The sequence below is a fragment of the Streptomyces endocoffeicus genome (assembly GCF_016741935.1).
In the GTDB taxonomy this organism is placed as follows: Bacteria; Actinomycetota; Actinomycetes; order Streptomycetales; family Streptomycetaceae; genus Streptomyces; species Streptomyces endocoffeicus.
Genome location: NZ_JAERRG010000008.1, coordinates 360,408 through 381,047 on the forward strand (window position 1 = coordinate 360,408; position 20,640 = coordinate 381,047).

19 protein-coding genes are annotated in these 20,640 nt (G+C 74.5%); 10 read left to right on the plus strand and 9 right to left on the minus strand.

From position 1 onward, the window contains the following. Positions 1–361 precede the first annotated feature (361 nt). From JK364_RS22020 to JK364_RS22035, 4 genes are all read right to left on the minus strand, one after another. On the minus strand, positions 362–2,050 hold the full coding sequence (locus tag JK364_RS22020; protein WP_443732263.1) for a glycosyltransferase 87 family protein: 1,689 nt from the start codon (positions 2,048–2,050) through the stop codon (positions 362–364). Positions 2,051–2,494: 444 nt separating this feature from the next. Continuing rightward, positions 2,495–3,325: a methyltransferase domain-containing protein gene (locus tag JK364_RS22025; protein ID WP_201852851.1), complete on the minus strand. Its 831-nt coding sequence runs from the start codon at positions 3,323–3,325 to the stop codon at positions 2,495–2,497. Continuing rightward, positions 3,322–3,948 carry a TIGR04282 family arsenosugar biosynthesis glycosyltransferase gene (locus JK364_RS22030; protein WP_201852930.1) on the minus strand — a complete coding sequence of 209 codons (627 nt, stop codon included), beginning with the start codon at positions 3,946–3,948 and terminating at the stop codon, positions 3,322–3,324. The genes JK364_RS22025 and JK364_RS22030 overlap by 4 nt, the downstream gene beginning before the upstream one ends. A gap of 305 nt (positions 3,949–4,253) precedes the next feature. After that, the gene (locus JK364_RS22035) at positions 4,254–4,976 is read right to left on the minus strand and encodes a glycosyltransferase family 2 protein (RefSeq protein WP_201852852.1); all 723 of its coding nucleotides are present in this window, start codon (positions 4,974–4,976) and stop codon (positions 4,254–4,256) included. Between the two features lie 116 nt (positions 4,977–5,092). Here JK364_RS22035 and JK364_RS22040 point away from each other — a divergent pair, with 116 nt between their 5' ends. After that, entirely contained in the window at positions 5,093–5,983 is an 891-nt protein-coding gene (locus JK364_RS22040; RefSeq protein WP_230992297.1) for a response regulator transcription factor, read from the plus strand. After that, entirely contained in the window at positions 5,976–7,091 is a 1,116-nt protein-coding gene (locus JK364_RS22045; protein ID WP_201852853.1) for a sensor histidine kinase, read from the plus strand. The genes JK364_RS22040 and JK364_RS22045 overlap by 8 nt, the downstream gene beginning before the upstream one ends. An 85-nt stretch (positions 7,092–7,176) precedes the next feature. Here JK364_RS22045 and JK364_RS22050 read toward each other — a convergent pair whose 3' ends face one another. Continuing rightward, entirely contained in the window at positions 7,177–8,244 is a 1,068-nt protein-coding gene (locus JK364_RS22050; protein ID WP_201852854.1) for an NAD-dependent epimerase/dehydratase family protein, read from the minus strand. Positions 8,245–8,524: 280 nt separating this feature from the next. On the opposite strand from JK364_RS22050, the gene JK364_RS22055 reads away from it, so the two are divergent. Then, entirely contained in the window at positions 8,525–9,436 is a 912-nt protein-coding gene (locus JK364_RS22055; protein ID WP_201852855.1) for a class I SAM-dependent methyltransferase, read from the plus strand. Between the two features lie 77 nt (positions 9,437–9,513). Here JK364_RS22055 and JK364_RS22060 read toward each other — a convergent pair whose 3' ends face one another. Further along, a complete protein-coding gene (locus JK364_RS22060; RefSeq protein ID WP_201852856.1) occupies positions 9,514–10,383 on the minus strand; it encodes a peptidyl-tRNA hydrolase in 870 nt (289 codons plus the stop codon). A 135-nt stretch (positions 10,384–10,518) separates the two neighbouring features. On the opposite strand from JK364_RS22060, the gene JK364_RS22065 reads away from it, so the two are divergent. Genes JK364_RS22065 through JK364_RS22075 form a run of 3 tightly spaced genes read left to right on the plus strand, consistent with a single transcriptional unit; the run spans position 10,519 to position 12,315 of the window. Continuing rightward, positions 10,519–11,487, plus strand: a complete 969-nt coding sequence (locus JK364_RS22065; RefSeq protein ID WP_201852857.1) for an ABC transporter ATP-binding protein — start codon at positions 10,519–10,521, stop codon at positions 11,485–11,487. Then, positions 11,484–12,152, plus strand: coding sequence for an ABC transporter (locus JK364_RS22070; RefSeq protein ID WP_201852858.1), 669 nt, complete (start codon positions 11,484–11,486; stop codon positions 12,150–12,152). The genes JK364_RS22065 and JK364_RS22070 overlap by 4 nt, the downstream gene beginning before the upstream one ends. A 10-nt stretch (positions 12,153–12,162) precedes the next feature. Then, positions 12,163–12,315, plus strand: a complete 153-nt coding sequence (locus tag JK364_RS22075; protein WP_166483361.1) for a hypothetical protein — start codon at positions 12,163–12,165, stop codon at positions 12,313–12,315. Between the two features lie 331 nt (positions 12,316–12,646). On the opposite strand, the gene JK364_RS22080 is transcribed toward JK364_RS22075, so the two are convergent. Together JK364_RS22080 and zapE are read right to left on the minus strand one after the other, a co-directional pair. Further along, on the minus strand, positions 12,647–14,050 hold the full coding sequence (locus tag JK364_RS22080) for an alkaline phosphatase PhoX (protein ID WP_201852859.1): 1,404 nt from the start codon (positions 14,048–14,050) through the stop codon (positions 12,647–12,649). A 124-nt stretch (positions 14,051–14,174) separates the two neighbouring features. Further along, positions 14,175–15,299 carry a cell division protein ZapE gene (zapE, locus tag JK364_RS22085; RefSeq protein ID WP_201852860.1) on the minus strand — a complete coding sequence of 375 codons (1,125 nt, stop codon included), beginning with the start codon at positions 15,297–15,299 and terminating at the stop codon, positions 14,175–14,177. Between the two features lie 67 nt (positions 15,300–15,366). Here zapE and JK364_RS22090 point away from each other — a divergent pair, with 67 nt between their 5' ends. From JK364_RS22090 to msrB, 4 genes are all read left to right on the plus strand, one after another. Then, on the plus strand, positions 15,367–16,176 hold the full coding sequence (locus JK364_RS22090; protein WP_201852861.1) for a pyrimidine reductase family protein: 810 nt from the start codon (positions 15,367–15,369) through the stop codon (positions 16,174–16,176). Positions 16,177–16,251: 75 nt separating this feature from the next. Then, entirely contained in the window at positions 16,252–16,728 is a 477-nt protein-coding gene (locus JK364_RS22095; protein ID WP_201852862.1) for an indole-3-glycerol phosphate synthase, read from the plus strand. A gap of 212 nt (positions 16,729–16,940) precedes the next feature. Then, a complete protein-coding gene (gene murC, locus JK364_RS22100; protein ID WP_201852863.1) occupies positions 16,941–18,362 on the plus strand; it encodes a UDP-N-acetylmuramate--L-alanine ligase in 1,422 nt (473 codons plus the stop codon). Between the two features lie 14 nt (positions 18,363–18,376). Beyond that, positions 18,377–18,784, plus strand: a complete 408-nt coding sequence (msrB, locus tag JK364_RS22105; protein ID WP_201852864.1) for a peptide-methionine (R)-S-oxide reductase MsrB — start codon at positions 18,377–18,379, stop codon at positions 18,782–18,784. A 12-nt stretch (positions 18,785–18,796) separates the two neighbouring features. On the opposite strand, the gene treZ is transcribed toward msrB, so the two are convergent. Then, positions 18,797–20,554: a malto-oligosyltrehalose trehalohydrolase gene (gene treZ / locus JK364_RS22110; RefSeq protein WP_201852865.1), complete on the minus strand. Its 1,758-nt coding sequence runs from the start codon at positions 20,552–20,554 to the stop codon at positions 18,797–18,799. Positions 20,555–20,640 lie beyond the last annotated feature (86 nt).

Genomic DNA, 20,640 nt, shown 5'->3' on the forward strand with positions numbered 1-20,640 from the left:
CTGCGGCGGCTGGACGGGGAGTCACCGCTGCGGCTGGTGCTGCTGTTGTGCTCCTTCGCGCTGACCGGTTACGCCGGGCTCAGGCTGCTGAGCGGCGACTGGTTCGGGATCGCGCTGTGGTTCGTCGGCGCCGCCGTCCTCCACGATCTGGTGCTGCTGCCGCTGTACGCGCTCGCCGACCGTGCCGTGGCGGCCGTGCTCCCGGCCCCGGCCCGGTGGATCAACCATGTGCGGGTGCCCGCCTTCGTCTCCGGTGTGCTGCTGCTGGTGTGGTTCCCGCTGATCCTCGGCCGGCAGGAGCGCCGGTACGAGAACGCGACCGGGCTGAGCGCCGATGTCTTCTGGCCGCGCTGGCTGCTGATCACCGCCGTACTCTTCGGCGCCTCGGCCCTGTGGCTGGTGATCCGGGTGGCGATCCGGGGGTGGCGGCGGCGCCCGGGGGCTCGGGGCGGGGCCGCGGAGGCCTCTTCGCCCGCTTCGCCCGCTTCGGACGCTTCGGACGCTTCGACCGGGGAGCGGAAGCCGCCCGCCGGGCCCACCGGGCCTGCCGGGCCCGCAGGGCCCAGCCGGCCATGACCGCCGCGGCGGCGACCGCGTACCCCAGCGTCCCGACCCACGCGCCGTCGTCCACCGCACGGGCCGTCACATACTGGGCGACTCCGGCGAGCGGCAGGCCGAGCCACTCCCAGCGCCCGTCGAGGGCCACCAGCGCCACCACCAGCAGCGCGTACCAGGGGTAGCCGGGCGTCATCAGCAGGAACGCGGTCCCGGTCACCACCAGCGCGCCGCGCCAGGGCCGTTGGGGATCGCCGCGCAGCAGCACCCGGGCCACGACCATGACCAGGACGGCGGCGATCACGGGGAGGGCCCAGGTCTCCGGATCGGGGTGGAGCAGGCGCAGCAGCGCGTAGCGGTTCTTGTCGTCGGCGGCGGTGGCGCCCGTCTCGTAGCCCTCCTCGGCCACATAGCCGGTGAGATAGCCGAGGACGGAGGAGTGCGAGAGCAGGACGTACGGGAGGTAGCCGAGCGCGACGACGGCGGTGGCGGGCAGCACGACGGCCGCGGCGCGGCGGGTCCGCCCGGCCGGCGAGGCGGGGCTCCCGGTGCTCGTGGCGAGGACGCCGGTACCCGTGGCGAGGACGCCGGAGAGCGCGCCCGGCAGGGTCACGGCGGGCAGCAGCTTGGCCGCGGTCGCCGCGCCGAGCAGCGCACCGCCCAGGGCGCGGCGGCGGGGAACGGCGACGAGGCCCGCGACGGTCAACAGCACGCCGAGCGCGTCGATATGCGCGTTGTTCACCGCCTCCACCGGTACGGCCGGGCACCAGGCCCAGAGCGCGGCGCGGGCGGTCGCGAGGCGGGGGTCGCGGCGGCGCCGCGCGGCGGCGAGCAGCACGGCGGTGGTGGCGACGGACAGCAGCGCGCCGCCGGTCTGCAGGGGGAGGAGGGTGGAACCTGACGGCGCCGAGCGGTGTACAAGCAAGAAATAGCCCTCTGCGGCGGGAGGATAAATCGTATGGACCGAGGGGCGGTTCAGGCGCGTGCACTGCGGCTCGGCGGAGGCGCTTGGCGGGTGATCGGGTTCCGGATCGGCGCGCGGGACGGCGCCGGGCGTGGGACGTTCGGGCGCGGGATGTTTGGGCGTGGGACGTTCGGGCGCGGCGCGGACGGGGGCGCGGTCGGGGCCATGGCAGGAGGAGCCCCGCGGGAAGAGCCAGCGGTCGCGCAGCGAAGCGAGCGCGGGATCCTCGGGCGCGTGGTCATAGGGGGATATGCCCGCGGCCTGCACGCGTCCGTCCCAGGCGTAGCGGTAGGCGTCGGTGCTGGTGCGCGGCGGGGCGAGCAGCCCCGTGGCGGCGACCGCCGCGCTGCCCGCGAGCACGAACACCGCGGCCTGGCGGGCGCCCAGGCGGCGGACCGTCCACGCGGCTGCGGCGAACAGCGCCCAGGCGATGGCGTACCAGCGGGACAGTACGCCGGGCGCGGTGTGGAAGTCGTCCCCGCGGAAGGTGAGGGCGAGGACGGCGACCAGCGAGCCGAGCAGCGTGGCCAGAGCGAGCGGGGTGACCCAGCGGCGGGCGGCACGCCCCCGCGCGGGCGGGTCGGTCTGTGCCTGCGTGGGTGGGTCGGTTGGCGCTTGCGTGGGTGGGTTGGTCTGTGCCTGCGCGGGCGGGTCGGTCTGTGCCTGCGCAGGCGGGTTGGTTCGCGCCTGCGTGGGTGGGTCGGTCTGTGCCCGCGCGAGTGGGTCGGTCCGCACCTGCGCAGGTGGGGCGGGGCAGCCCCGTGGACGAGGCTTGTCCGTGTTGTCGGGCGGTGGTGCGGGGCGCTCAGGCGGTCGGGGCTCGTCCGCGCCGTCGGGCGGTGGCGCGGGGCGGTCGCGAGCCGATGGCCGCGGGCCCGGGACGGAGTGCGGCCGGGGCGCCTGATCGGGCACCCGGCCGGTCCACCGGGCGAATCGGCCGGGCCGCGGCAGGCCGCGCGGCGATGTGGGCATGGCTCAGCGCTCCGTGCCGGTCCGGGGCGGCGGCGTGCGGCGCAGCGATACGAACCCGCGGTCGCGCGCGGTCCACTGCTCGACCGGGCTCCAGCCCACCGCGCGTGCGTGGCGCAGCAGCGCCCGGACGCCGACGCGGGCCCAGGGGAAGGCCGTTCCCACGTCGCCCCGGCCGTCGTCCACGCGCACCCGCACCCGCTCGTCCACATCGGTCGCCGCGGCCTCCACGATCAGCAGTCCGTCGGGGGCCATGAGTTGGGCGACGCGCGCCAGCAGGGCGCGCGGATCGCCGCCGATGCCGATGTTGCCGTCGATCAGCAGCGTCGTGCCCCAGCGCCCCTCGCCGGGCAGCGGTTCGAAGACCGAGCGGCACAGCGCGGGACCGCCCGCGCGGACCGTACGGGCGACTGCCGTCTGGCTGACGTCGATGCCCAGGCAGGGGCGGCCGTGCAGGGCCAGCGCGGCCACCAGCCGACCGGGTCCGCAGCCGATGTCGAGTATCGGGCCCTGACAGCGCCGCAGCACGGTCCGGTCGGCCGCGTCGGCGTCCGCACACCAGCGTTCGACGTCCAAGGGCAGCATCCAGCCGTCGGCCCGGCGCAGGAACAGCGGCCCTCGGCCCGCGTGGAGTGCTCGGACATAGGGGTCGGCGTGCCAGTGGGCGGCCGCGCGGCGAGCGGGCGTCCGCTCACCCACCGCTCCGTCGCGCACAGACACGTCATGTACGGATCCCTCACGTACCGCTCCGTCGTGTACGGCCCCCTCGTGCACCGATCCCTCGTGCACCGATCCCTCGTGCACCGATCCGTCGCGCACCGTCTCGGCCGTGCTCATCGGGCGGTGGTCCGGGACGAGAGACGGGCGAGGGTCCGGGCGAACCGCCCGCCCGGGGCGTCGGCCGCCACCCGTACGGCGTCCTCGGCCGTGTCCACGTCGCGCAGTATCGGAAGGTCGCGCACCCGCAGCCCCGCGTCCGTCAGCCGACGCCGCTGGGCGGCACCGGTGGTGGCGGTGGACATCGGCACGCCCCGCAGCAGTTCGGGGTCCGGTTCGGCCAGGCCCAAGGCCCAGAAGCCACCGTCGGCGGCCGGGCCGAACCAGGCGTCGCAGTCGTGCCGGCTCCCCGGTGTCAGCGCGGGGGCGAGGAGAGCGGGGGTGACCTGCGGGGTGTCCATGCCGATCAGCAGGGTGGCGCCCCGGCAGGCGGCGAAGGCCGCGGCGAGCCGTTCGTCCAGACCGCCGTCGCACTGCCCCACCACCTCGAATCCCGGCGGCAACCACGGGCCGGGGTGTCCGTCGAGCACCAGCACCCGGCGCCGGGCGGGCATGGCGAGCGCGGCGTGCAGCGTGTCGGCGAGGGACGCCTCGGCGAGCAAGGCGGCCTCGGCGGGGGTGTACGGGGGAGTGAGCCTGGTCTTCACCCGCCCGGGCACCGGCTCCTTGGCGATGATGAGCAGCGTCGTCCCGCCCGCGTGGGCCGCCCGGGAGCAGGTGTCCGTGCGGACGTCCGCATCGGCGACCGGCCGCCCGTCGGCGCTACCTGGTCCGGAGTCGAGGCGGTCCGGAGCCGAGGGGGTCTCCGCCGCGTGGGCCTCGGCCGAGGGGGTCTCCGCCGCGTGGGCCTCGGCCGAGGGGGTCTCCGCCGCGTGGGCCTCGGCCGAGGGGGTCTCCGCCGCGTGGGCCTCGGCCGAGGGGGTCTCCGCCGCATGGGCCTCCGCCGCGTGGGCGTCCGCCCCGTGGGCCTCCTCGTGTGGCGCGGCGCTCACCGCGCGGCCCTCGTGGGGGTGGCGAGGTCGCGGACCTCCGGCGGTTGGCGCAGCACGGCGCGCATATCGCGCACCGTGTGCCAGGTGCCCCGCCAGGTGCCGGTGACCTTCGACTTCCCGGTGCGCGGCCGGTACGGCACGTCGCGTTCCTCGATCCGCCATCCGGCGTCGGCGGCCCGCACGACCATCTGCAGCGGGTAGCCGCTGCGGCGGTCGGTGAGGCCGAGGGCGAGCAGCGGTTCGCGCCGGGCGGCCCGCAGCGGGCCCAGATCGCCCAGCGTGAGGCCGGTGCGCCGCCGCAGCATCCGGGTCAGCGCGAGGTTGCCGAGCCGGGCGTGCACCGGCCAGGCTCCCCGCTCCTGGGGGCGTCGCCGGCCCAGCACGAGGTCGGCGTCGCCCGCCGCCACGGTCCGCACGAAGGCGGTCAGCAGCCCGGGGTCGAGCGAGGCGTCGCAGTCGCAGAAGCAGACGATGTCGGCCTCGGCGGCGAGGAGCCCGGTGTGGCAGGCGGCGCCGAAGCCACGGCGGGGTTCGTGGACGACGGTGGCGCCGTGGGCGCGGGCGATCGTGGCCGAGCCGTCCGTGGAGCCGTTGTCGACGACGATGGCGCGCCAGCCGTCGGGGATGCGGGCCAGCACCCAGGGCAGGGCGGCGGCCTCGTCCAGACATGGCAGGACGATGTCCGCACAGGGGGTGGTCGAGTTCGTCACCCGCACCACACTACGAAGGAGAAAGCGACATTTCGGGCTTCAGGTTCTTACGAAACACGGACGTCGGCCGGGCGGCGGGCTCCCCGGCGCCCCCTGGCGGCGCACCCGGTGTCACGCTGTGGGGCATGCAGCAGAACCCCTCTCCCACCCGCGTGCTCGTCGTCGACGACGACCCGACCGTGGCCGAGGTCGTCGCCGGGTACCTCGGCCGGGCCGGCTTCGCCGTGGACCGGGCCGCCGACGGCCCCGGGGCGCTCGCCCGTGCCGCCGCCCGCCGGCCGGACCTGGTCGTCCTCGACCTGATGCTGCCCGGCATGGACGGGCTGGAGGTGTGCCGCGCGCTCCGGGACAAGGGCCCGGTGCCGGTCATCATGCTCACCGCACGCGGCGACGAGGAGGACCGGATCCTCGGCCTGGAGATCGGCGCGGACGACTACGTCACCAAGCCGTTCAGCCCGCGGGAGCTGGTGCTGCGCGTGGAGTCGGTGCTGCGGCGCGGCCGGACCGGTCCGCGGGTCCCCGGCTCGTCCGGCCCCGGCCCCGGCCAGGGCCCCGACCCGGGCGAGGTGACGCATCGCGCCGGGATCACCCTCGACCCGCTGGCCCGGCGCGCCGCCCGGGACGGCCGGGAGCTCGCCCTGACCGTGCGCGAATTCGACCTGCTGGCCTTTCTGCTGCGCCACCCCGGGGTGGCCTTCACCCGCGAGGAGCTGATGCGCGAGGTGTGGGGCTGGGACTTCGGCGATCTGTCCACCGTCACCGTCCATGTGCGGCGGCTGCGCGGAAAGGTCGAGGACGATCCCGCCGCGCCCCGGCTCATCCAGACTGTATGGGGCATCGGCTACCGCTTCGACGCCCCGCCCGAGGCCGGCGGCGAGGCCGACGACGAGCCCCACGGCGAGAGACGGCGGGACGAGGGACGTGGGGACGAGGGGCAAAGGTGCGAAGGGCAACGGTACGAGGGGCGCGCGGACCAGGGGCGGGACGAGGGAAGGGGGCCGGGCTCCGATGGGTAATGTGCTCCTCATGGCCGCGTTCGCCTTCCTCGGCGCGGCGGCGGCCGGTCTGCTGGGCGCGCTGGCGCTGCGGCTGGTGCGCGGCCGTTCGGTCGCGGTGTCCCTCGCCGTCGTCGCCGCCGTCGCGGTCACGGCGATGCTCACCGGGACGCTGGCCGTCGCCTGGGCGATGTTCCTGTCCCCGCACGACCTGACGGTGGTCACGACCGTCTGTGCCATGGCCGCCGTGGTGTCCCTGGCCACCGCGCTGCTGCTGGGCCGCTGGGTGGTCGCGCGCAGCAACGCGCTGGCCCTCGCCGCCCGCTCCTTCGGGGACGGCGGGAGCTTCGCCGCCCCCGACGGCCAGGCCACCGCCGAACTCGCCGCGCTCGGCCGTGAACTGGCCGCCACCAGTGCCAAGTTGGCCGCCTCCCGCGAGCGTGAGCGGGCCCTGGAGTCCTCCCGCCGGGAGCTGGTCGCCTGGATCTCCCACGATCTGCGCACCCCGCTGGCGGGGCTGCGCGCGATGTCCGAGGCGCTGGAGGACGGGGTGGCCCCGGACCCGGACCGCTACCTCCGCCGCATACGCACCGAGGTGGAGCGGCTGAACACGATGGTCGGCGACCTCTTCGAGCTCTCCCGCATCCACGCCGGGGCGCTCTCCCTCGCGCCCACCCGGATTTCCGTCTACGACCTGGTCGGCGACGCCCTCGCCGGGGTCGATCCGCTCGCCCGCGAGCTGGGTGTCCAGCTGATCGGCGACCGCGTGGACCCCGTCCCGGTGGAGGTCGACGGCAAGGAGATGACCCGTGTGCTCGGGAACCTCCTCGTCAACGCGGTCCGCCGCACCCCGGCGGACGGCACGGTCGCGGTGTCCGCCGAGCGCGAGGCGGACACGGTCGTGCTGTCGGTCACCGACGGCTGCGGCGGAATTCCGGAGGAGGACCTTCCGCGCGTCTTCGACACCGGCTGGCGCGGCAGCGACGCCCGCACACCCCCGGCGGGCGCCGGTCTGGGCCTCGCCATCGTCCGTGGCATCGTCGAGGCCCACGACGGCCAGGCGGCGGTCCGCAACGTCGACGGCGGCTGCCGCTTCGAGGTCCGCCTCCCCGCCGCCGTCACGTCCTGAGCGCCGCCGCCGTCACGTCCTGAGCGACCCCGCTCCCCTCACATCCGCCTCACACCCCCGCTCATGCCCGCCTCACACCCCCGCCTCACACCCCCGCCCGTTGCGGGGCGTGGGCGAATTCGGTCATGCCCTCGTGGAACGAGACCGCCGGGCGCCAGCCCAGCTGGTCGCGGATCCGGCGGGACGACGCGGTGATGTGCCGGACGTCGCCCAATCGGTAGTCGCCCGTCACCACGGGTGCGGGGCCGCCGAACGCCGTGGCCAGGGCCGTGGCCATCTCACCCACCGTGTGAGGATCGTCGCTGCCGGTGTTGTACGCGGTCAGCGCGGCCGGGGCCGCCGCGTCCGGCGCCGCCTCCAGGGCGGCGACATTGGCGGCGGCCACGTCACGTACATGGATGAAGTCCCGGCGCTGGTTCCCGTCCTCGAAGACCGTGGGCGCCTCGCCGCGCGCCAGGGCCGAGCGGAAGAAGGAGGCGACGCCCGCATAGGGGGTGTCGCGCGGCATTCCAGGCCCGTACACATTGTGGTAGCGCAGCGACACCGCGCGGCCGCCCACCGACCGGGCCCAGGCCGCCGCCAGGTGTTCCTGGGCCAGCTTCGTCGTCGCGTACACATTGCGGGGATCGACTGGTGCGTCCTCCCCCACCAGGCCGGGCCGCAGCGGGGTGCCGCATTCGGGGCAGAGGGGGTCGAAGCGGCCCGCCGCGAGGTCCGCCTCGGCGCGCGGGCCGGGACGGACCCGGCCGTGGCGGGGGCAGTCGTAGCGCCCCTCGCCGTAGACGACCATCGACCCGGCGAGGACCAGTTCGCGCACCCCGCGCTCGGCCATCGCCGCCAGCAGCACCGCCGTGCCCAGGTCATTGCAGCCCACATAGGCCGGGGCGTCCGCGAAGTCCTTGCCGAGGCCGACCATTGCCGCCTGGTGGCATACGGCGTCCACGCCGCGCAGCGCCGCGAGGACCGCCTCCCGGTCCCGTACATCGGCGTGGATCCACTCCCCGTCCACGGATGGCGGAGCCGGATGGGTGGCGGTCGGGTGAGCGGCGGGAAGCAGGGCGTCGAGGACGACGGCCTCATGGCCGTGCTCGACGAGGGCGGTGACGATGTGCGAGCCGATGAAGCCCGCACCTCCGGTGACCAGTACGCGCATGGGGGCGACGCTAGGCCCGAGCGGGCGTCCGGGCCCGCCCCCGCGCCGTTCCGTCACCGCTCCGTAAGACCTTCCGGAGGAGGCGTGGTCACAGAATGGTCACAAGGGGGACGGCCCTGCGTTGCCTTTCACTGCGACCGTGGCGGCCACTCGCGTCCCTGGGGCCCCGTCCCCGAGGTCTGTCCTCCTGGGGCTCACGGACACGTTCAGACACGTTCAAACGGATAGTTCAACCGGACACGTCTCTCAAGACCGCCGCCATCGACGAACAGAGAGCCACATGACGGTCACCACCGCCCCCGCGGCCCAGCGTCCCCGCTGCCTCAACGACGTCAAGGGATGGTTCCCCAGCCTTGACCAAGTGCTGTTCGACCACTTTCTGAGCCGCCAGGAGCGCCTCGGACAGCGCGGGGACCTGATGGAGATGGGTGCCTACATGGGCAAGAGCGCCATCTTCACCGCCGCCTACATGCGGGCGAACGAGCGTTTCACGATCTGTGACCTCTTCGACGCCGAGGCGCCGGACGAGAAGAACGCGGCGGAGGCACGCAAGTCGTACTCCACCCTGACCCGCACCGCCTTCGAGCAGAACTACCTGGCCTTCTGGGACGAGCTGCCGAACGTCATCCAGGGCCCCACCTCCGTCGTGCCCGACCACGTCGGCGCGAACACCTGCCGCTTCATCCACGTGGACGCCTCGCATCTGTACGAGCACGTGGCGGGCGACATCGACACCGCGCACAACACGCTGGTGCCCGACGGCCTCGTTATCCTCGACGACTTCCGCTCCGAGCACACCCCGGGCGTGGCCGCCGCGACCTGGGAGGCGGTGTTCACGCGCGGCCTGCGGCCCATCTGCCTGTCCACACAGAAGCTCTACGGCACCTGGGGCGACCCGGAGCCGATCCAGAACGAGATGCTCGCGGACGAGGAGTGGCGCAAGGGGATGCACACCAGTGTGCAGGAGATCGCGGGCCGCAGGGTGCTGCGGTTCTCGGGGAAGCCCGCGAACCCGACCCCGCCCACCTCCCGCTTCGTCAATGAGCCGCGCGACCCGGCTCCCGAGCCGCGCTCCGCGTCCACCGCACCGGCGTCCGCGCCCGCGGCGCGCCGCCCCACCGCGGTCCGGCGGTTCGCCGCCGATGTGCTCCCGCCGGTCGTCACCCGCGCGATCCGCCGCCGCAGGGGATAGCGCCCCCGGGCACGGAGGGAGTCCGGGGACTGTCTGTCCCCGGACTCCCAAGGACTCCCGGCACCGCGGACGACGCCTTACTGCCGCCGCAGTGCCGGGTGGTCCGCCACCACCGTGCAGGACCCCGGCGCGATCTCGGTGAACCCCGCGTCGCGCACCACCGGCAGGCCGCTCGCGGTGAGCTCGTCCCACCGGTCGGCCGACGCCGTACGCACCGCCAGCGGGAACCCGGCCTCGCGCCAGGCCGCCCGCGCCGCGTCGTCCAGCTCCCACCAGGCCAGCTGGGCGCCGTGCCCGGCCTGGGCCATCGCCTTGCCCGCCGACATCTCCACCTGGGGGCTCAGCCACAGCACCGGACCGGTGGGGTCGGGGGCGGGCGGCGGCTCGGGGTCGTCCAGGTCGGTGCCGGAGACCTGGAGCTTGGCCAGCTCCTTGGGCCAGCCGTCCAGCGGCACCGGCGGGAACACCCGCACCTCGGCGGCCGCCGACGAAGCCTCGTCCCTGTCCCCGTCCTCGTGCGCGTCTTTGTGCCCGCTTACGTCCTCGGCCGGGGGCGCGGCGGGCGCCCGGCCCGTGACCGTGATGCCCGGCAGCCCGGCCGCGCGCCGCCACTCCGCGCCGCGCGCCCGCCGTACGACCTTGCGGATCCGGGCGTCCTGCCAGTCCCGTACGGCCTGCGCCCACTCGCCGTCGGCGGCCGTCGCCCGCTCGTCCGACAGCAGCACCAGCACCGCGCGCGCCGCCGTCTCCAGGGCGTCCGTACGCGCCGGGGGCGCGGCCTTCTCGATCCGGACCACCAGGGGCAGCACGAACTGCGGCGCGGCGTCCCGGTCGGTCTCGGCATGCCGGAAGGGGCTGCTGCGGGCGCCGGATCCGGTGCTCTGGTGAGCGGTCGTCTGGGTGCCGGTCTGGGTGCCGGTCTCGGTGTCGGCGTCGGTGCTGGTCACGCGCCAAGTGTGCCAGGACCGCCGCCAGGGCCTCCGCGCGCCGGGGGCTTCCCCTCGCTGGGGGCTTCCCCTTACCGAGGGCCTCCCTCGCCGAGGGCCTCCCCTCGCCGAGAGGCGCGCCTATGCTCAACCGGCATGAGACTGCGAGGAGTCGGCCGCCGCTACGGCCTGGGCGGACCCTGGGTGCTGCGGGGTGTCGATCTTGAGGTGCCGCCAGGCTCGCTGACCCGTGTCCAGGGGCACAACGGCAGCGGCAAGTCCACGCTGCTGAGGCTGCTCGCCGGGATCGACGCCCCCAGCGCGGGCCGTATCACCGGCCGTCCGGCCACCGCCTACGTCCCGGAGCGATTCCCGGCCGAGCTGCCCTTCTCCGCCCTCGGCTACCTCACCCACCTGGGTCGGATCCACGGGCTGTCCCGCGCCGCGGCGGCACGCGGGGCGGGGGAGTGGCTGGAGCGGTTCGGCGCGGACGGCTACGCCGGTACCCCGCTCGCCGAGCTGTCCAAGGGCACCAGCCAGAAGATCGCCGTGGCACAGGCGCTGCTGGCCGCACCCGGCCTGCTGGTCCTGGACGAGGCGTGGACCGGCCTCGACCAGGCCGCACGCGGGGTGCTGGACACGGCGGTCGCCGAGCGCGTCGCCGACGGTGGCGCGGTCGTCTTCGTCGACCACGACCCACGCCGCCTGGCCGGGGCTCCGGACCGCGTCCTGCGCGTCACCGAGACCCGGCTGGAGCCGGTGGACGGCACGGTTCGGCCGCCGGTGGTGCGGGACGGACCCGGCGTCGGGCCACGGGTGCGGGTGGAGGCCGAGGGGCGGCCGGGGGCCGGGTTGCCCGATGAGCTGTCGGGCGCCGTGGTACGCGAGTACGCGCCCGTGCCCGCGCTCGCGCCGGCACCCGCGCCCGCGTCCGCGCTCCGGAGCGGGGCCGACGGTCCGGCGGGGCGGGGCGTACGGCTGGCGGTCGAGGTCGGCGCCGCCGACTCCGATGCCCTGCTCCGCACCCTCCTGACCGCCGACCCGCCCTGGCACATCCGCGCGGTGACGACCATCGACGACAACGACACCCGGCATCCCGCCCGAGGGGCGAAGGAGAAGGCATGACCGCGCTGCTGCGCTATCAGGCGGCCCTGCTGGCCCGCTCGCACCGCTGGCTGCCACCGTTGCTGCTCTACGGCGCGTTCCTGGGGATCGGGGTGCAGACCGGGCAGCCGATCCTCGACTCGCTCGGCTACGCCGCCGCCGCGCTGCTGCCCGTCGCCGCCTGGCTGGTGCGGGCGTGCGTCACCCAGGAGCCCGCCGCGGCCCGCGACTGCGCCTCGGCGGCGGTGGGGCCCGGCCGGGTGCACCTCGCCTCGGTGCTGACCGCGCTGGGCGCGGCGCTGGTGCTCGGCACCGCCGGGACGCTGTTCGTCGCGGCGGTCAGCGATCCGTACACCGCGGACCACCTGCACGAGATCCCCGTGCCCGAGGCGACCGTCTCCGGGCTGCTCACCGCGATCGCGTGCGCGCTGCTCGGCACGGCCGTCGGCGCGCTGTGCAACCGGCCGCTGCTGCGCCGCCCCGGCTGGGCGATCCCGGCCACGCTGCTCGCCGCGCTGCTGGTGTCGGTGGCCGGTGCCTCGCCCGCGAACGCCGCCGTGTCGGGGCTGGTCGACGGCTCGCACAGCGGCACCGTGCCGATGCCCCTGCTGCCCCTGGCCCTGACCGGCGCGGCCGCCGCCGGGGCGACCGCGCTGGCCTGCGCGCTGAGCTCCCGCCGGTCGTAGGGTTCGGGGCATGGACGACCGTACGGACCTCCCCGAGGGCCCGCCGTACGCCGACTGCGTGCAGTGCGGCGAGCCCACCGAGTACCCCGCCACGCGCCCCGGAGCGACGCTGTGCCCCGTCTGCGAATGGCAGGAGGCCCAGCGCACCGCCTGCTCCGGCTAGCGACCACCCACCGGCTGCCCCGGCGGGATCGCATACGGGCCGCTCGGCCCTGTCCCGGCGGAGCTTCGCGGGCCCGCGAAGCCTGCCGCGGCGCCCGGCGTCCGCGTCCCGGCCACCACCGCGAGGCGGCGGCCCCCGCACCAGAGGCCGCCACGCAGCGACAGGAAGCTCCGCCGGACAGGCGCTAAGCGGCCTCGCCGAAGTCCGGTGCGGTTCGGTTGCGCCCCGAAGGGGCGCGGGGCTGTGTCGATGTGCGGCTCCGCCGCGTGGGACCAGCCACGACGGCGCCGCAGTCGGCCGACGACGCATCGCGCCACTTCCCGCGGAGCGCTCAGCGACGCCAGGGCCCCGTCACGGCGAACGTCGTGCCCGGGGTGTAGCAGTTCACGTACATCGTGCGGCGGTCCGGCGCGAAGGTGACGCCCGCGAACTCGCCCCACTCCGGCTCCTCCGGTGAGCCAATGTTCTGCCGCCCTCGCGCCATCGCGTAGACCTCGCCGCGCCGGGTCACCCCGAAGACATGCTGCGCGCCGTTGCCGTCCTCGCAGACCATCAGGCCGCCGCTGGGTGCGAGCGTGATGTTGTCGGGGGACTCGCCGGGGAGCTGGACATCCGTCCCGGGGCCGAAGACGATCACCAGCGTGAGGCGTCCGCGGTCGGGGTCGTAGCGCCAGATCTGGCCGAAGTGGTCGGCCGCCGAGCCGTCCGCGCTCTTGGCGAAGCTGGAGACGAAGTAGACCGACGTACCGCCCCAGTAGCACCCCTCCAGCTTCTGGGCGTGGGTGATGCCTCCGGGGCCGAAGTCCTGGAAGCGGATGGGGGTTTGGCGGGCGAGCGGGTCGGGGACGTCCACCCACTCGACGCGGTCGAAAGTGGTGCCCGGCTCCTGGACGGTGGACAGATCGGGCACCCCCGGCACCCGCAGCGCCTGCAGCTCCCCGCCCGCGCGCAGTGAGCCGATGCCGCCGAGCGGCTTCCTCGGCCGGAAGCGGTAGAAGAGCCCGAAGGGCTTCTCGAAGGCGTCCTCGGTCTCGTAGACGACGCCGCTGCGCGGATCGACCGCGATGGCCTCGTGCTGGAAGCGGCCCATGGCGGTGAGCGGTACGGCGCCGGTGCGGCGCGGATCGTAGGGGTCGACCTCGAAGATGAAGCCGTGGTCCTTGGTGTAGCCGTTCGTACCGGCCCGGTCCTCGGTTTCCTCACAGGTCAGCCACGTGTGCCAGGGGGTGGGGCCGCCCGCGCAGTTGACCGCGGTGCCCGCGATGGCCACTCGCTCGGACAGTACGTGGTTGCCGGGGCCGAGCTCCAGGGCGGTGCAGCCGCCCAGGCCCATCGGGTCGTAGGTGAGGCCGTTCACGGCGGGGACGCGGATCGCGGCGTCCTTACGGTTCTCATGGTTGCGGACCAGATGCGTACGGCCGCGGTGGCCGCCGGCGCGGCCCGGGAAGGCGGCCATGCCGTCGCAGTGGCTGGGGACCTTGCCCTCGCCGGACCGGAGTTCATCGCCCTCGCGCGAGAGCACCCGGTAGCGGAATCCCTCCGGGAGGTCGAGCAGTCCATCGGGGTCGGGGACCAGGGGGCCGTAGCCACCCCGGCCGAGTGGTGGGGAATCCGGTTCGGCGGCCGCGGCCGTTCCGGCGAAGAGCTCGGAGACGCTGCCGGTGAAGGCGATCGAGGCCATGGTGGCCCCCAGCGCGCCGGTGCGGCCGAGAAGCTGACGTCGTGTCGCTGACATGCGGTAACTCCCTGCTGGCGGACAGAGAAGATGACCGGATGTGTGTATCACGCGCGCGGGCGCGCGGGAACCATTCGATCAGCGATGCGCGCCATTCGATCAGCGATGCGCGGGAACTGTCCGATCAGCGCTTGTACGGCGCGTCGGCCAGTGTCTTCGCGTCCCGGGCCAGGGCGGTGAGCCGGGATATCGCCCGGAAGTACTTCTTCCGGTAGCCGCCGCTCAGCATCTCCTCGCTGAAGAGCTGGTCGAACGGCACCCCGGAGGCCAGCACCGGCACCTCGCGGTCGTAGAGCCGGTCGGCCAGCACCACCAGACGCAGCGCGGTGGACTGGTCGGGGACCGGGGCGACCCCGGTCAGGCAGACGGCCTGGACGCCGTCGCACATCGCGCCGTAGCGGCTCGGATGCACCTGGGACAGGTGGTCCAGCAGGGCGGGGAAGTCGTCCAGGGAGGCGCCGGGGACGCGGTGCGCGGCCCGGGTGACCGTCTCGTCGGAGTGCGGGGGCGGGGCCGCAGGGAGGCCGCGGTGGCGGTAGTCCTCGCCGTCGATGCGCAGCGTACGGAAGCGGGCGGACAGCCCCTGTATCTCGCGCAGGAAGTCGGCCGCGGCGAACCGGCCCTCGCCCAGCTTGCCGGGCAGCGTGTTGGACGTCGCGGCGAGCGCCACGCCCGCCTCGACCAGCTTGCCCAGCAGCGTGGAGACCAGGACGGTGTCGCCCGGGTCGTCCAGCTCGAACTCGTCGATGCACAGCAGCCGGTGCCCGCTCAGGGTCTTCACGGTCTGCTGGAAGCCGAGCGCGCCGACCAGGTTCGTCAGCTCCACGAAGGTGCCGAACGCCTTCAGCTCGGGGGCGGCCGGGGTGGCGTGCCACAGGGAGGCCAGCAGATGGGTCTTGCCGACGCCGTAGCCGCCGTCGAGGTACATGCCGCGCGGGCCGCAGATCGCGGCGGGCTTGGCCTTCCGGCGGAACCAGTGCCTGCGGCGCCCGCCCTTCGCGTCCGCGCCGCCGCCGAGCCGTGCGGCGAAGGCTCTCAGCGCCTCGACCGCCTCGGCCTGGCTGGGCTGGCCGGGGTCGGTGATGTAGTTGTCGAAGCTCACGGTGGCGAAGCGGGGCGGCGGCACCATCTCGGCGACCAGACGCTCCGCCGGAACCTGCGGCGCACGGGTGGTGAGGGCTGCGGGGGCTTCAGTGGCTTCGGCGGCTATGCGGCCTGCCGAGCCGGATGCGGTGGTTGGTGCAGACACGGATGTCCAGGGTAGTCGCTCTTCACCCGGCCACTGTCCGAGAGGGAGGCATGTCACACTGCGGCCTATGCGACGCCTGTTCCCCGTGCCTGTCCCCGCGCCTGCCGAAACACCTGCCGGAACGCCCGCCGAGGACCGCGAATGGACCCTTGGTGAACTGGCCGACGCCTATGCGTACCCGGAGCCGCCGCACGGCCCCTCCGGCGCCTGGCTGCGGGCCAACATGGTGTCCTCGCTCGACGGGGCGGCTCATCACGACGGCCGGTCGAAGCCGCTGTCCTCCGACGCCGATATGCGGATCTTCGGGGTGCTGCGCGGGCTCGCCGACGCCGTCGTCGTGGGCGCGGAGACCGTGCGCCGCGAGGGCTACCGCCCGGCGCGCGCCCGGGAGGCGTTCGCCGAGCGGCGGGCGGCGCTCGGCCAGCCGCCCGCGCCCGCGATCGCCGTCGTGAGCGCGAGCCTGGAGCTGGACTTCGCGCGGCCGCTGTTCACCGAGCCGCTGGTCCCGACGATCGTGCTCACGGGCGCGGCGGCCGCGGAGGAGCGGGTCGAAGCGGCCCGTGCGGCGGGGGCCGAGGTGGTCTTCGCCGGGGCCGGGCCATCCGGGCGGGTGGACGCGGCGGCGCTCGTGACCGCGCTCGCGGGGCTCGGCCACACCCGGCTGCTCGCCGAGGGCGGCCCCACGCTGCTGGCGGAGTTCGCGGCGGCCGGGGTGCTGGACGAGCTGTGTCTGGCGGTGGCCCCCCTGGTCACCGCGGGGGACGCGAAGCGGATCATGAACGGCCCCGTACTGGCGGAACCGGAACGCTTCACTCTCGCTTCCGTTCTGGAGGAAGCCGGGTTTCTTTTCACCCGCTACCGTCGGATTCACCAATAACTCATAAAAACGTCTGTAAACCCGCGAATGGGATCGCGAAGGAGAAGGGCATCCGCCGTGTTCACGAGCGTATTGATGATTGAGAAGCCCCTGACCCCCGCCGACGTGGAATTCGTCACCACCCTGCACGGCGATGATCCGGTCTCCTTCGTCGTCCTGATGCAACCCCGGGGCAGCAAGGACCGGCTGCTGCGCGCGATCGACGACATCGCCCTCGGCGAGCTGGAGCAGGCCGCCCAGGAGGGGGACGAGCCGGAGGGCAAGGAGGCGCTGGAGCCCGCCGAGCGGGCGCTGACCCACTCGGTGGCGGCGCTCGAGGCGGCCGGGAGCCGGGCCCGGGGCCATGTCGTCCAGCGCCATCCGCTGGAGGTGCTGCGCGGGGTGGTGGAGGAGACCCGGGCCGATGAGGTGATCGTGCTCACCGCCCCGCACTTCGTGGAGGAGTTTTTCCACCGGGACTGGGCCTCGCGGGCGCGCCACAAGGTGGGGGTCCCGGTGCTGAAGCTCTTCGCGCACGCGGTGGACGAGGACCAGCCCTCGGCCGGCGGCTGAGCCGCGGCCCGGCCCTGTTCCGGTGGGCATCGGCTGAGCCGCCGCCCCGCCCGGCCCCGGTGGGCATCGGCTGAGCCCCGGTCCCGGCCCCGGCCTCGGTCCCGGCCCGGCGGACGGCCCTCGCGGCCCTCGCGGCCATCGGCGGGGCCGGGCCGCCGGGGGTGCGAGAATCGGGCCGACAACACACACCGCGAACCAGGGGAGACCCGTACATGGCACCGGCCGGCACCGCCTCCGACACGCTGGATCGACCGCACTTCATCGGCATCGGCGGCGCCGGGATGTCGGGCGTGGCGAAGGTCCTCGCCATGCGCGGCGCGCGGGTCTCGGGCAGCGACACCAAGGACTCGCCGATCGTCGGGGCGCTGCGTGAGCTCGGCGCCACGGTGCACATCGGCCACTCCGCCGGCAACCTCGCCGCCGACGCCACCAGCGTCGTCGTCTCCAGCGCCATCCGGGACGACAACCTCGAACTGGTCACGGCGCGGGAGCGCGGTATCCCGGTGGTGCACCGCTCCGACGCGCTCGCCGCGCTGATGGACGGCTCCCGGCCGATCGCGGTCGCGGGCACCCACGGCAAGACGACCACGACCTCGATGCTTGCCGTCTCGCTGCGCACCCTCGGGCTGGACCCGTCGTACGTCATCGGCGGCGATCTGGACGCCCCCGGCTCCAGCGCCCTCCACGGCGAGGGCGAGATCTTCGTCGCCGAGGCCGACGAGAGCGACCGCAGCTTCCACAAGTACGCGCCCGAGGTGGCGATCATCCTCAATGTGGAGCTCGACCACCACGCCAACTACGCCTCGATGGACGAGATCTACGAATCGTTCGAGACCTTCGTCGGCCGGGTCCGGCCCGGCGGCGCGCTGGTGATCTCCGCCGACCACCCCGGCGCCCGTGAGCTGACCGCCCGGGTCACCGGGCGCGACGGGCTGCGGGTGCTCACCTACGGCGCGGACGCGGGCGCGGACGTGAGCGTCCTGGCCATCGAGCCGCACGGGCTGACCAGCGAGGTCACCGTACGGCTCGCGGAGTCCCTGGGCGGCGCGGAGCTCACCTTCACCGTCTCCGTCCCCGGCCGGCACTACGCGCTCAACGCCGTGGCCGCCCTCACCGCGGGCGCCGCCCTCGACGTCCCGGCCCCGGAGCTGGCCCCCGCCCTCGCCTCGTACACGGGCGTCAAGCGGCGGCTCCAGCTCAAGGGCACCGCGGCCGGGGTGCAGGTGATCGACTCCTACGCCCACCACCCCACCGAGATCGCCGCGGACCTCGAGGCGATCCGCGGCGGCGCCGGGGAGGGCCGGGTGCTGGTGGTCTTCCAGCCGCATCTGTTCAGCCGCACCCAGGAGCTGGGCACCGAGATGGGCGAGGCGCTCGCGCTCGCCGACGCCTCCGTGGTCCTGGACATCTACCCCGCCCGTGAGGACCCGGTCCCCGGCGTCACCAGCGCCCTGATCATCGACGCCGCGGCCCGTCACGGGGCGGATGTGACCGCCGAGCACGACCGGGACGCGGTGCCCGAGCTCATCGCCGGAATGGCGAAGCCGGGTGACCTTGTTCTCACCATGGGCGCTGGCGATGTGACCGACCTCGGTCCGGAGATCCTCGCCCGTCTGCAAAGCCCGGAGAACTGAGGAGGTCCGTCCCCATGGCGTACGAGATCGACAAGCCGGAGGAGCAGTGGCGCGCGGAGCTGACTCCGCAGGAGTACCACGTACTGCGGGAGGCCGGTACCGAGCGTGCCTTCACCGGTGAGTACACCGATTCCAAGACGGTCGGCGTCTATGCGTGCCGGGCGTGCGGGGCGGAGCTCTTCCGCTCGGAGACGAAGTTCGAGAGCCACTGCGGCTGGCCGTCGTTCTACGACCCGGCGGACAGCTCGGCCGTCGAACTGCTCGAGGACCGCTCGCACGGCATGGCCCGCACCGAGGTGCGGTGCACCCGCTGCGGCTCCCACCTGGGCCATGTCTTCTCGGGCGAGGGCTACCCGACCCCGACCGACCAGCGGTACTGCATCAACTCCATCTCGCTGCGGCTGAGCCCCGAGGAGAGCTGAGCCTCGGGCTCCTCATCGTGAGCCGCAGCGCAGCACGGCGGCGGTCTCGGGCGGCAGTCTCAGCATGCCGTCCGGGCCCGGCAGCTCGACCCGCCGCCAGGCGGCCACCACCTCGGTGACCTCGCCGGTCCGGGGCCCGAGCCAGGTCTTGACCGGCCGGTCGCCCGGGTTGAGCAGGACCCGCAGCGGGCCGCGCTGAAAGCTGAAGCAGCCATCCGAACCGGAGGACAGGCCCGTGTACGACCAGGTGGGGTCGGTCAGGGCCGGTTCGGCGCGGCGCAGCGCGATCAGCCGGCGGTACCAGTCGAGCAGCGCCCGGTGCGGCTCCCGCTCCGGCTCCCGCCAGTCGAGGCAGGACCGCAGCCGGGTGGCCGGGTCCTGGGGGTCCGGCACGTCCCCCGCCGCCCAGCCGTGGGCGGCGAACTCGCGGCGGCGGCCGGACCGCACCGCCTCCGCCAGCTCCGGATCCTGGTGGTCGGTGAAGTACTGCCAGGGCGTGCGGGCGCCCCACTCCTCGCCCATGAAGAGCATGGGGGTGAAGGGCGCGCACAGCACCACGGCCGCCGCGCAGGCCAGCAGCCCGGGGGAGAGCCGGGCGGAGAGCCGGTCGCCGACCGCGCGGTTGCCCACCTGGTCATGGGTCTGGGCGTAGCCGAGCAGCCGGTGCGCGGGGGTGGTGTGGGTGTTCAGCGGACTGCCGTGGCGGCGGCTCCGGAACGCCGAATGGGTGCCGTCGTGGAAGAAGCCGCCCATCAGCGTTTTGACCAGCGCCCCGGGCCCCTCGGCGGCGAAGTCGGCGTAGTAGCCCTGCCGCTCACCGGTGAGGAATGTGTGCAGGGCGTGATGGAAGTCGTCGTTCCACTGCGCGTGCAGACCGTGGCCGCCCGCCTCGCGCGGGGCGGTGGTGCGCGGATCGTTGAGATCGGACTCGCCGATGAGGAAGAGCGGACGGCCGGTGCGGGCGGCCAGCGCCTCCACGGCGGCCGACAGCTCGGCCAGGAAGTGCCGGGCCCGGGTGTCGCGCAGCGCGTGCACCGCGTCCAGCCGCAGCCCGTCGAGGCGGAAGTCGCGCAGCCAGGCGAGCGCGCTGCCGATGAAGTACGCGCGCACCTCGTCGGAGCCGGGCGCGTCGAGGTTGACCGCCGCGCCCCAGGGGGTGTGGTGGGTGTCGGTGAAGTACGGACCGAAGGCCGGGAGGTGGTTGCCGGAGGGGCCCAGATGGTTGTGGACCACATCGAGGACCACGCCGAGGCCGTGCCCGTGCGCGGCGTCCACGAAGCGCGCCAGACCCTCCGGCCCGCCGTAGGGCTCGTGCACCGCCCAGGGCGCCACGCCGTCGTACCCCCAGCCATGGGTCCCGGGGAACGGGCAGACGGGCATCAGCTGTACATGGGTGATGCCCAACTCGGCCAGATGCGGCAGCTGTTCGGCCGCCGCGTCGAAGGTGCCCTCATGGGTGAAGGTGCCGATGTGCAGCTCGTAGAGGACCGCGCCCGGCAGTGGCCGCCCGAACCACTCCCGCTCCCAGCGGAAGCGGGAGTGGTCGACCACCGCGCTCAGCCCCTCCGGGCCGTCCGGCTGGCGGCGGGAGCGCGGATCGGGGAGCGGCGGGCCGTCGTCGAGCGCGAAGCCGTACCGCGTGCCGGGCCCGGCCTCGGCCTCGGCCCGCCACCACCCCGCGCGGCCCGGGTCGGGCTCCATGGGACGGTCCCGCCCGTCCACATGGAGCCCGACCCGCTCGGCGTGCGGCGCCCACACCTCGAACAGCACTGGCGTCTCCTCACCTCGACCTGGCTACGGTCCTCTCGACCTGGCTACGGTCCTCGACCATGCTGCGGGACGCGGCGCCGGCGGCG

Excerpts from the sequence above, each read along its gene's own strand:
- JK364_RS22025 (WP_201852851.1), bottom strand. The coding sequence starts at position 3,325 with ATGAGCACGGCCGAGACGGTGCGCGACGGATCGGTGCACGAGGGATCG.
- JK364_RS22040 (WP_230992297.1), top strand. The coding sequence starts at position 5,093 with ATGCAGCAGAACCCCTCTCCCACCCGCGTGCTCGTCGTCGACGACGAC.
- JK364_RS22045 (WP_201852853.1), top strand. The coding sequence starts at position 5,976 with ATGGGTAATGTGCTCCTCATGGCCGCGTTCGCCTTCCTCGGCGCGGCG.
- JK364_RS22050 (WP_201852854.1), bottom strand. The coding sequence starts at position 8,244 with ATGCGCGTACTGGTCACCGGAGGTGCGGGCTTCATCGGCTCGCACATC.
- JK364_RS22055 (WP_201852855.1), top strand. The coding sequence starts at position 8,525 with ATGACGGTCACCACCGCCCCCGCGGCCCAGCGTCCCCGCTGCCTCAAC.
- JK364_RS22065 (WP_201852857.1), top strand. The coding sequence starts at position 10,519 with ATGAGACTGCGAGGAGTCGGCCGCCGCTACGGCCTGGGCGGACCCTGG.
- JK364_RS22070 (WP_201852858.1), top strand. The coding sequence starts at position 11,484 with ATGACCGCGCTGCTGCGCTATCAGGCGGCCCTGCTGGCCCGCTCGCAC.
- JK364_RS22075 (WP_166483361.1), top strand. The coding sequence starts at position 12,163 with ATGGACGACCGTACGGACCTCCCCGAGGGCCCGCCGTACGCCGACTGC.
- JK364_RS22080 (WP_201852859.1), bottom strand. The coding sequence starts at position 14,050 with ATGTCAGCGACACGACGTCAGCTTCTCGGCCGCACCGGCGCGCTGGGG.
- JK364_RS22090 (WP_201852861.1), top strand. The coding sequence starts at position 15,367 with ATGCGACGCCTGTTCCCCGTGCCTGTCCCCGCGCCTGCCGAAACACCT.
- JK364_RS22095 (WP_201852862.1), top strand. The coding sequence starts at position 16,252 with ATGATTGAGAAGCCCCTGACCCCCGCCGACGTGGAATTCGTCACCACC.
- murC (WP_201852863.1), top strand. The coding sequence starts at position 16,941 with ATGGCACCGGCCGGCACCGCCTCCGACACGCTGGATCGACCGCACTTC.
- msrB (WP_201852864.1), top strand. The coding sequence starts at position 18,377 with ATGGCGTACGAGATCGACAAGCCGGAGGAGCAGTGGCGCGCGGAGCTG.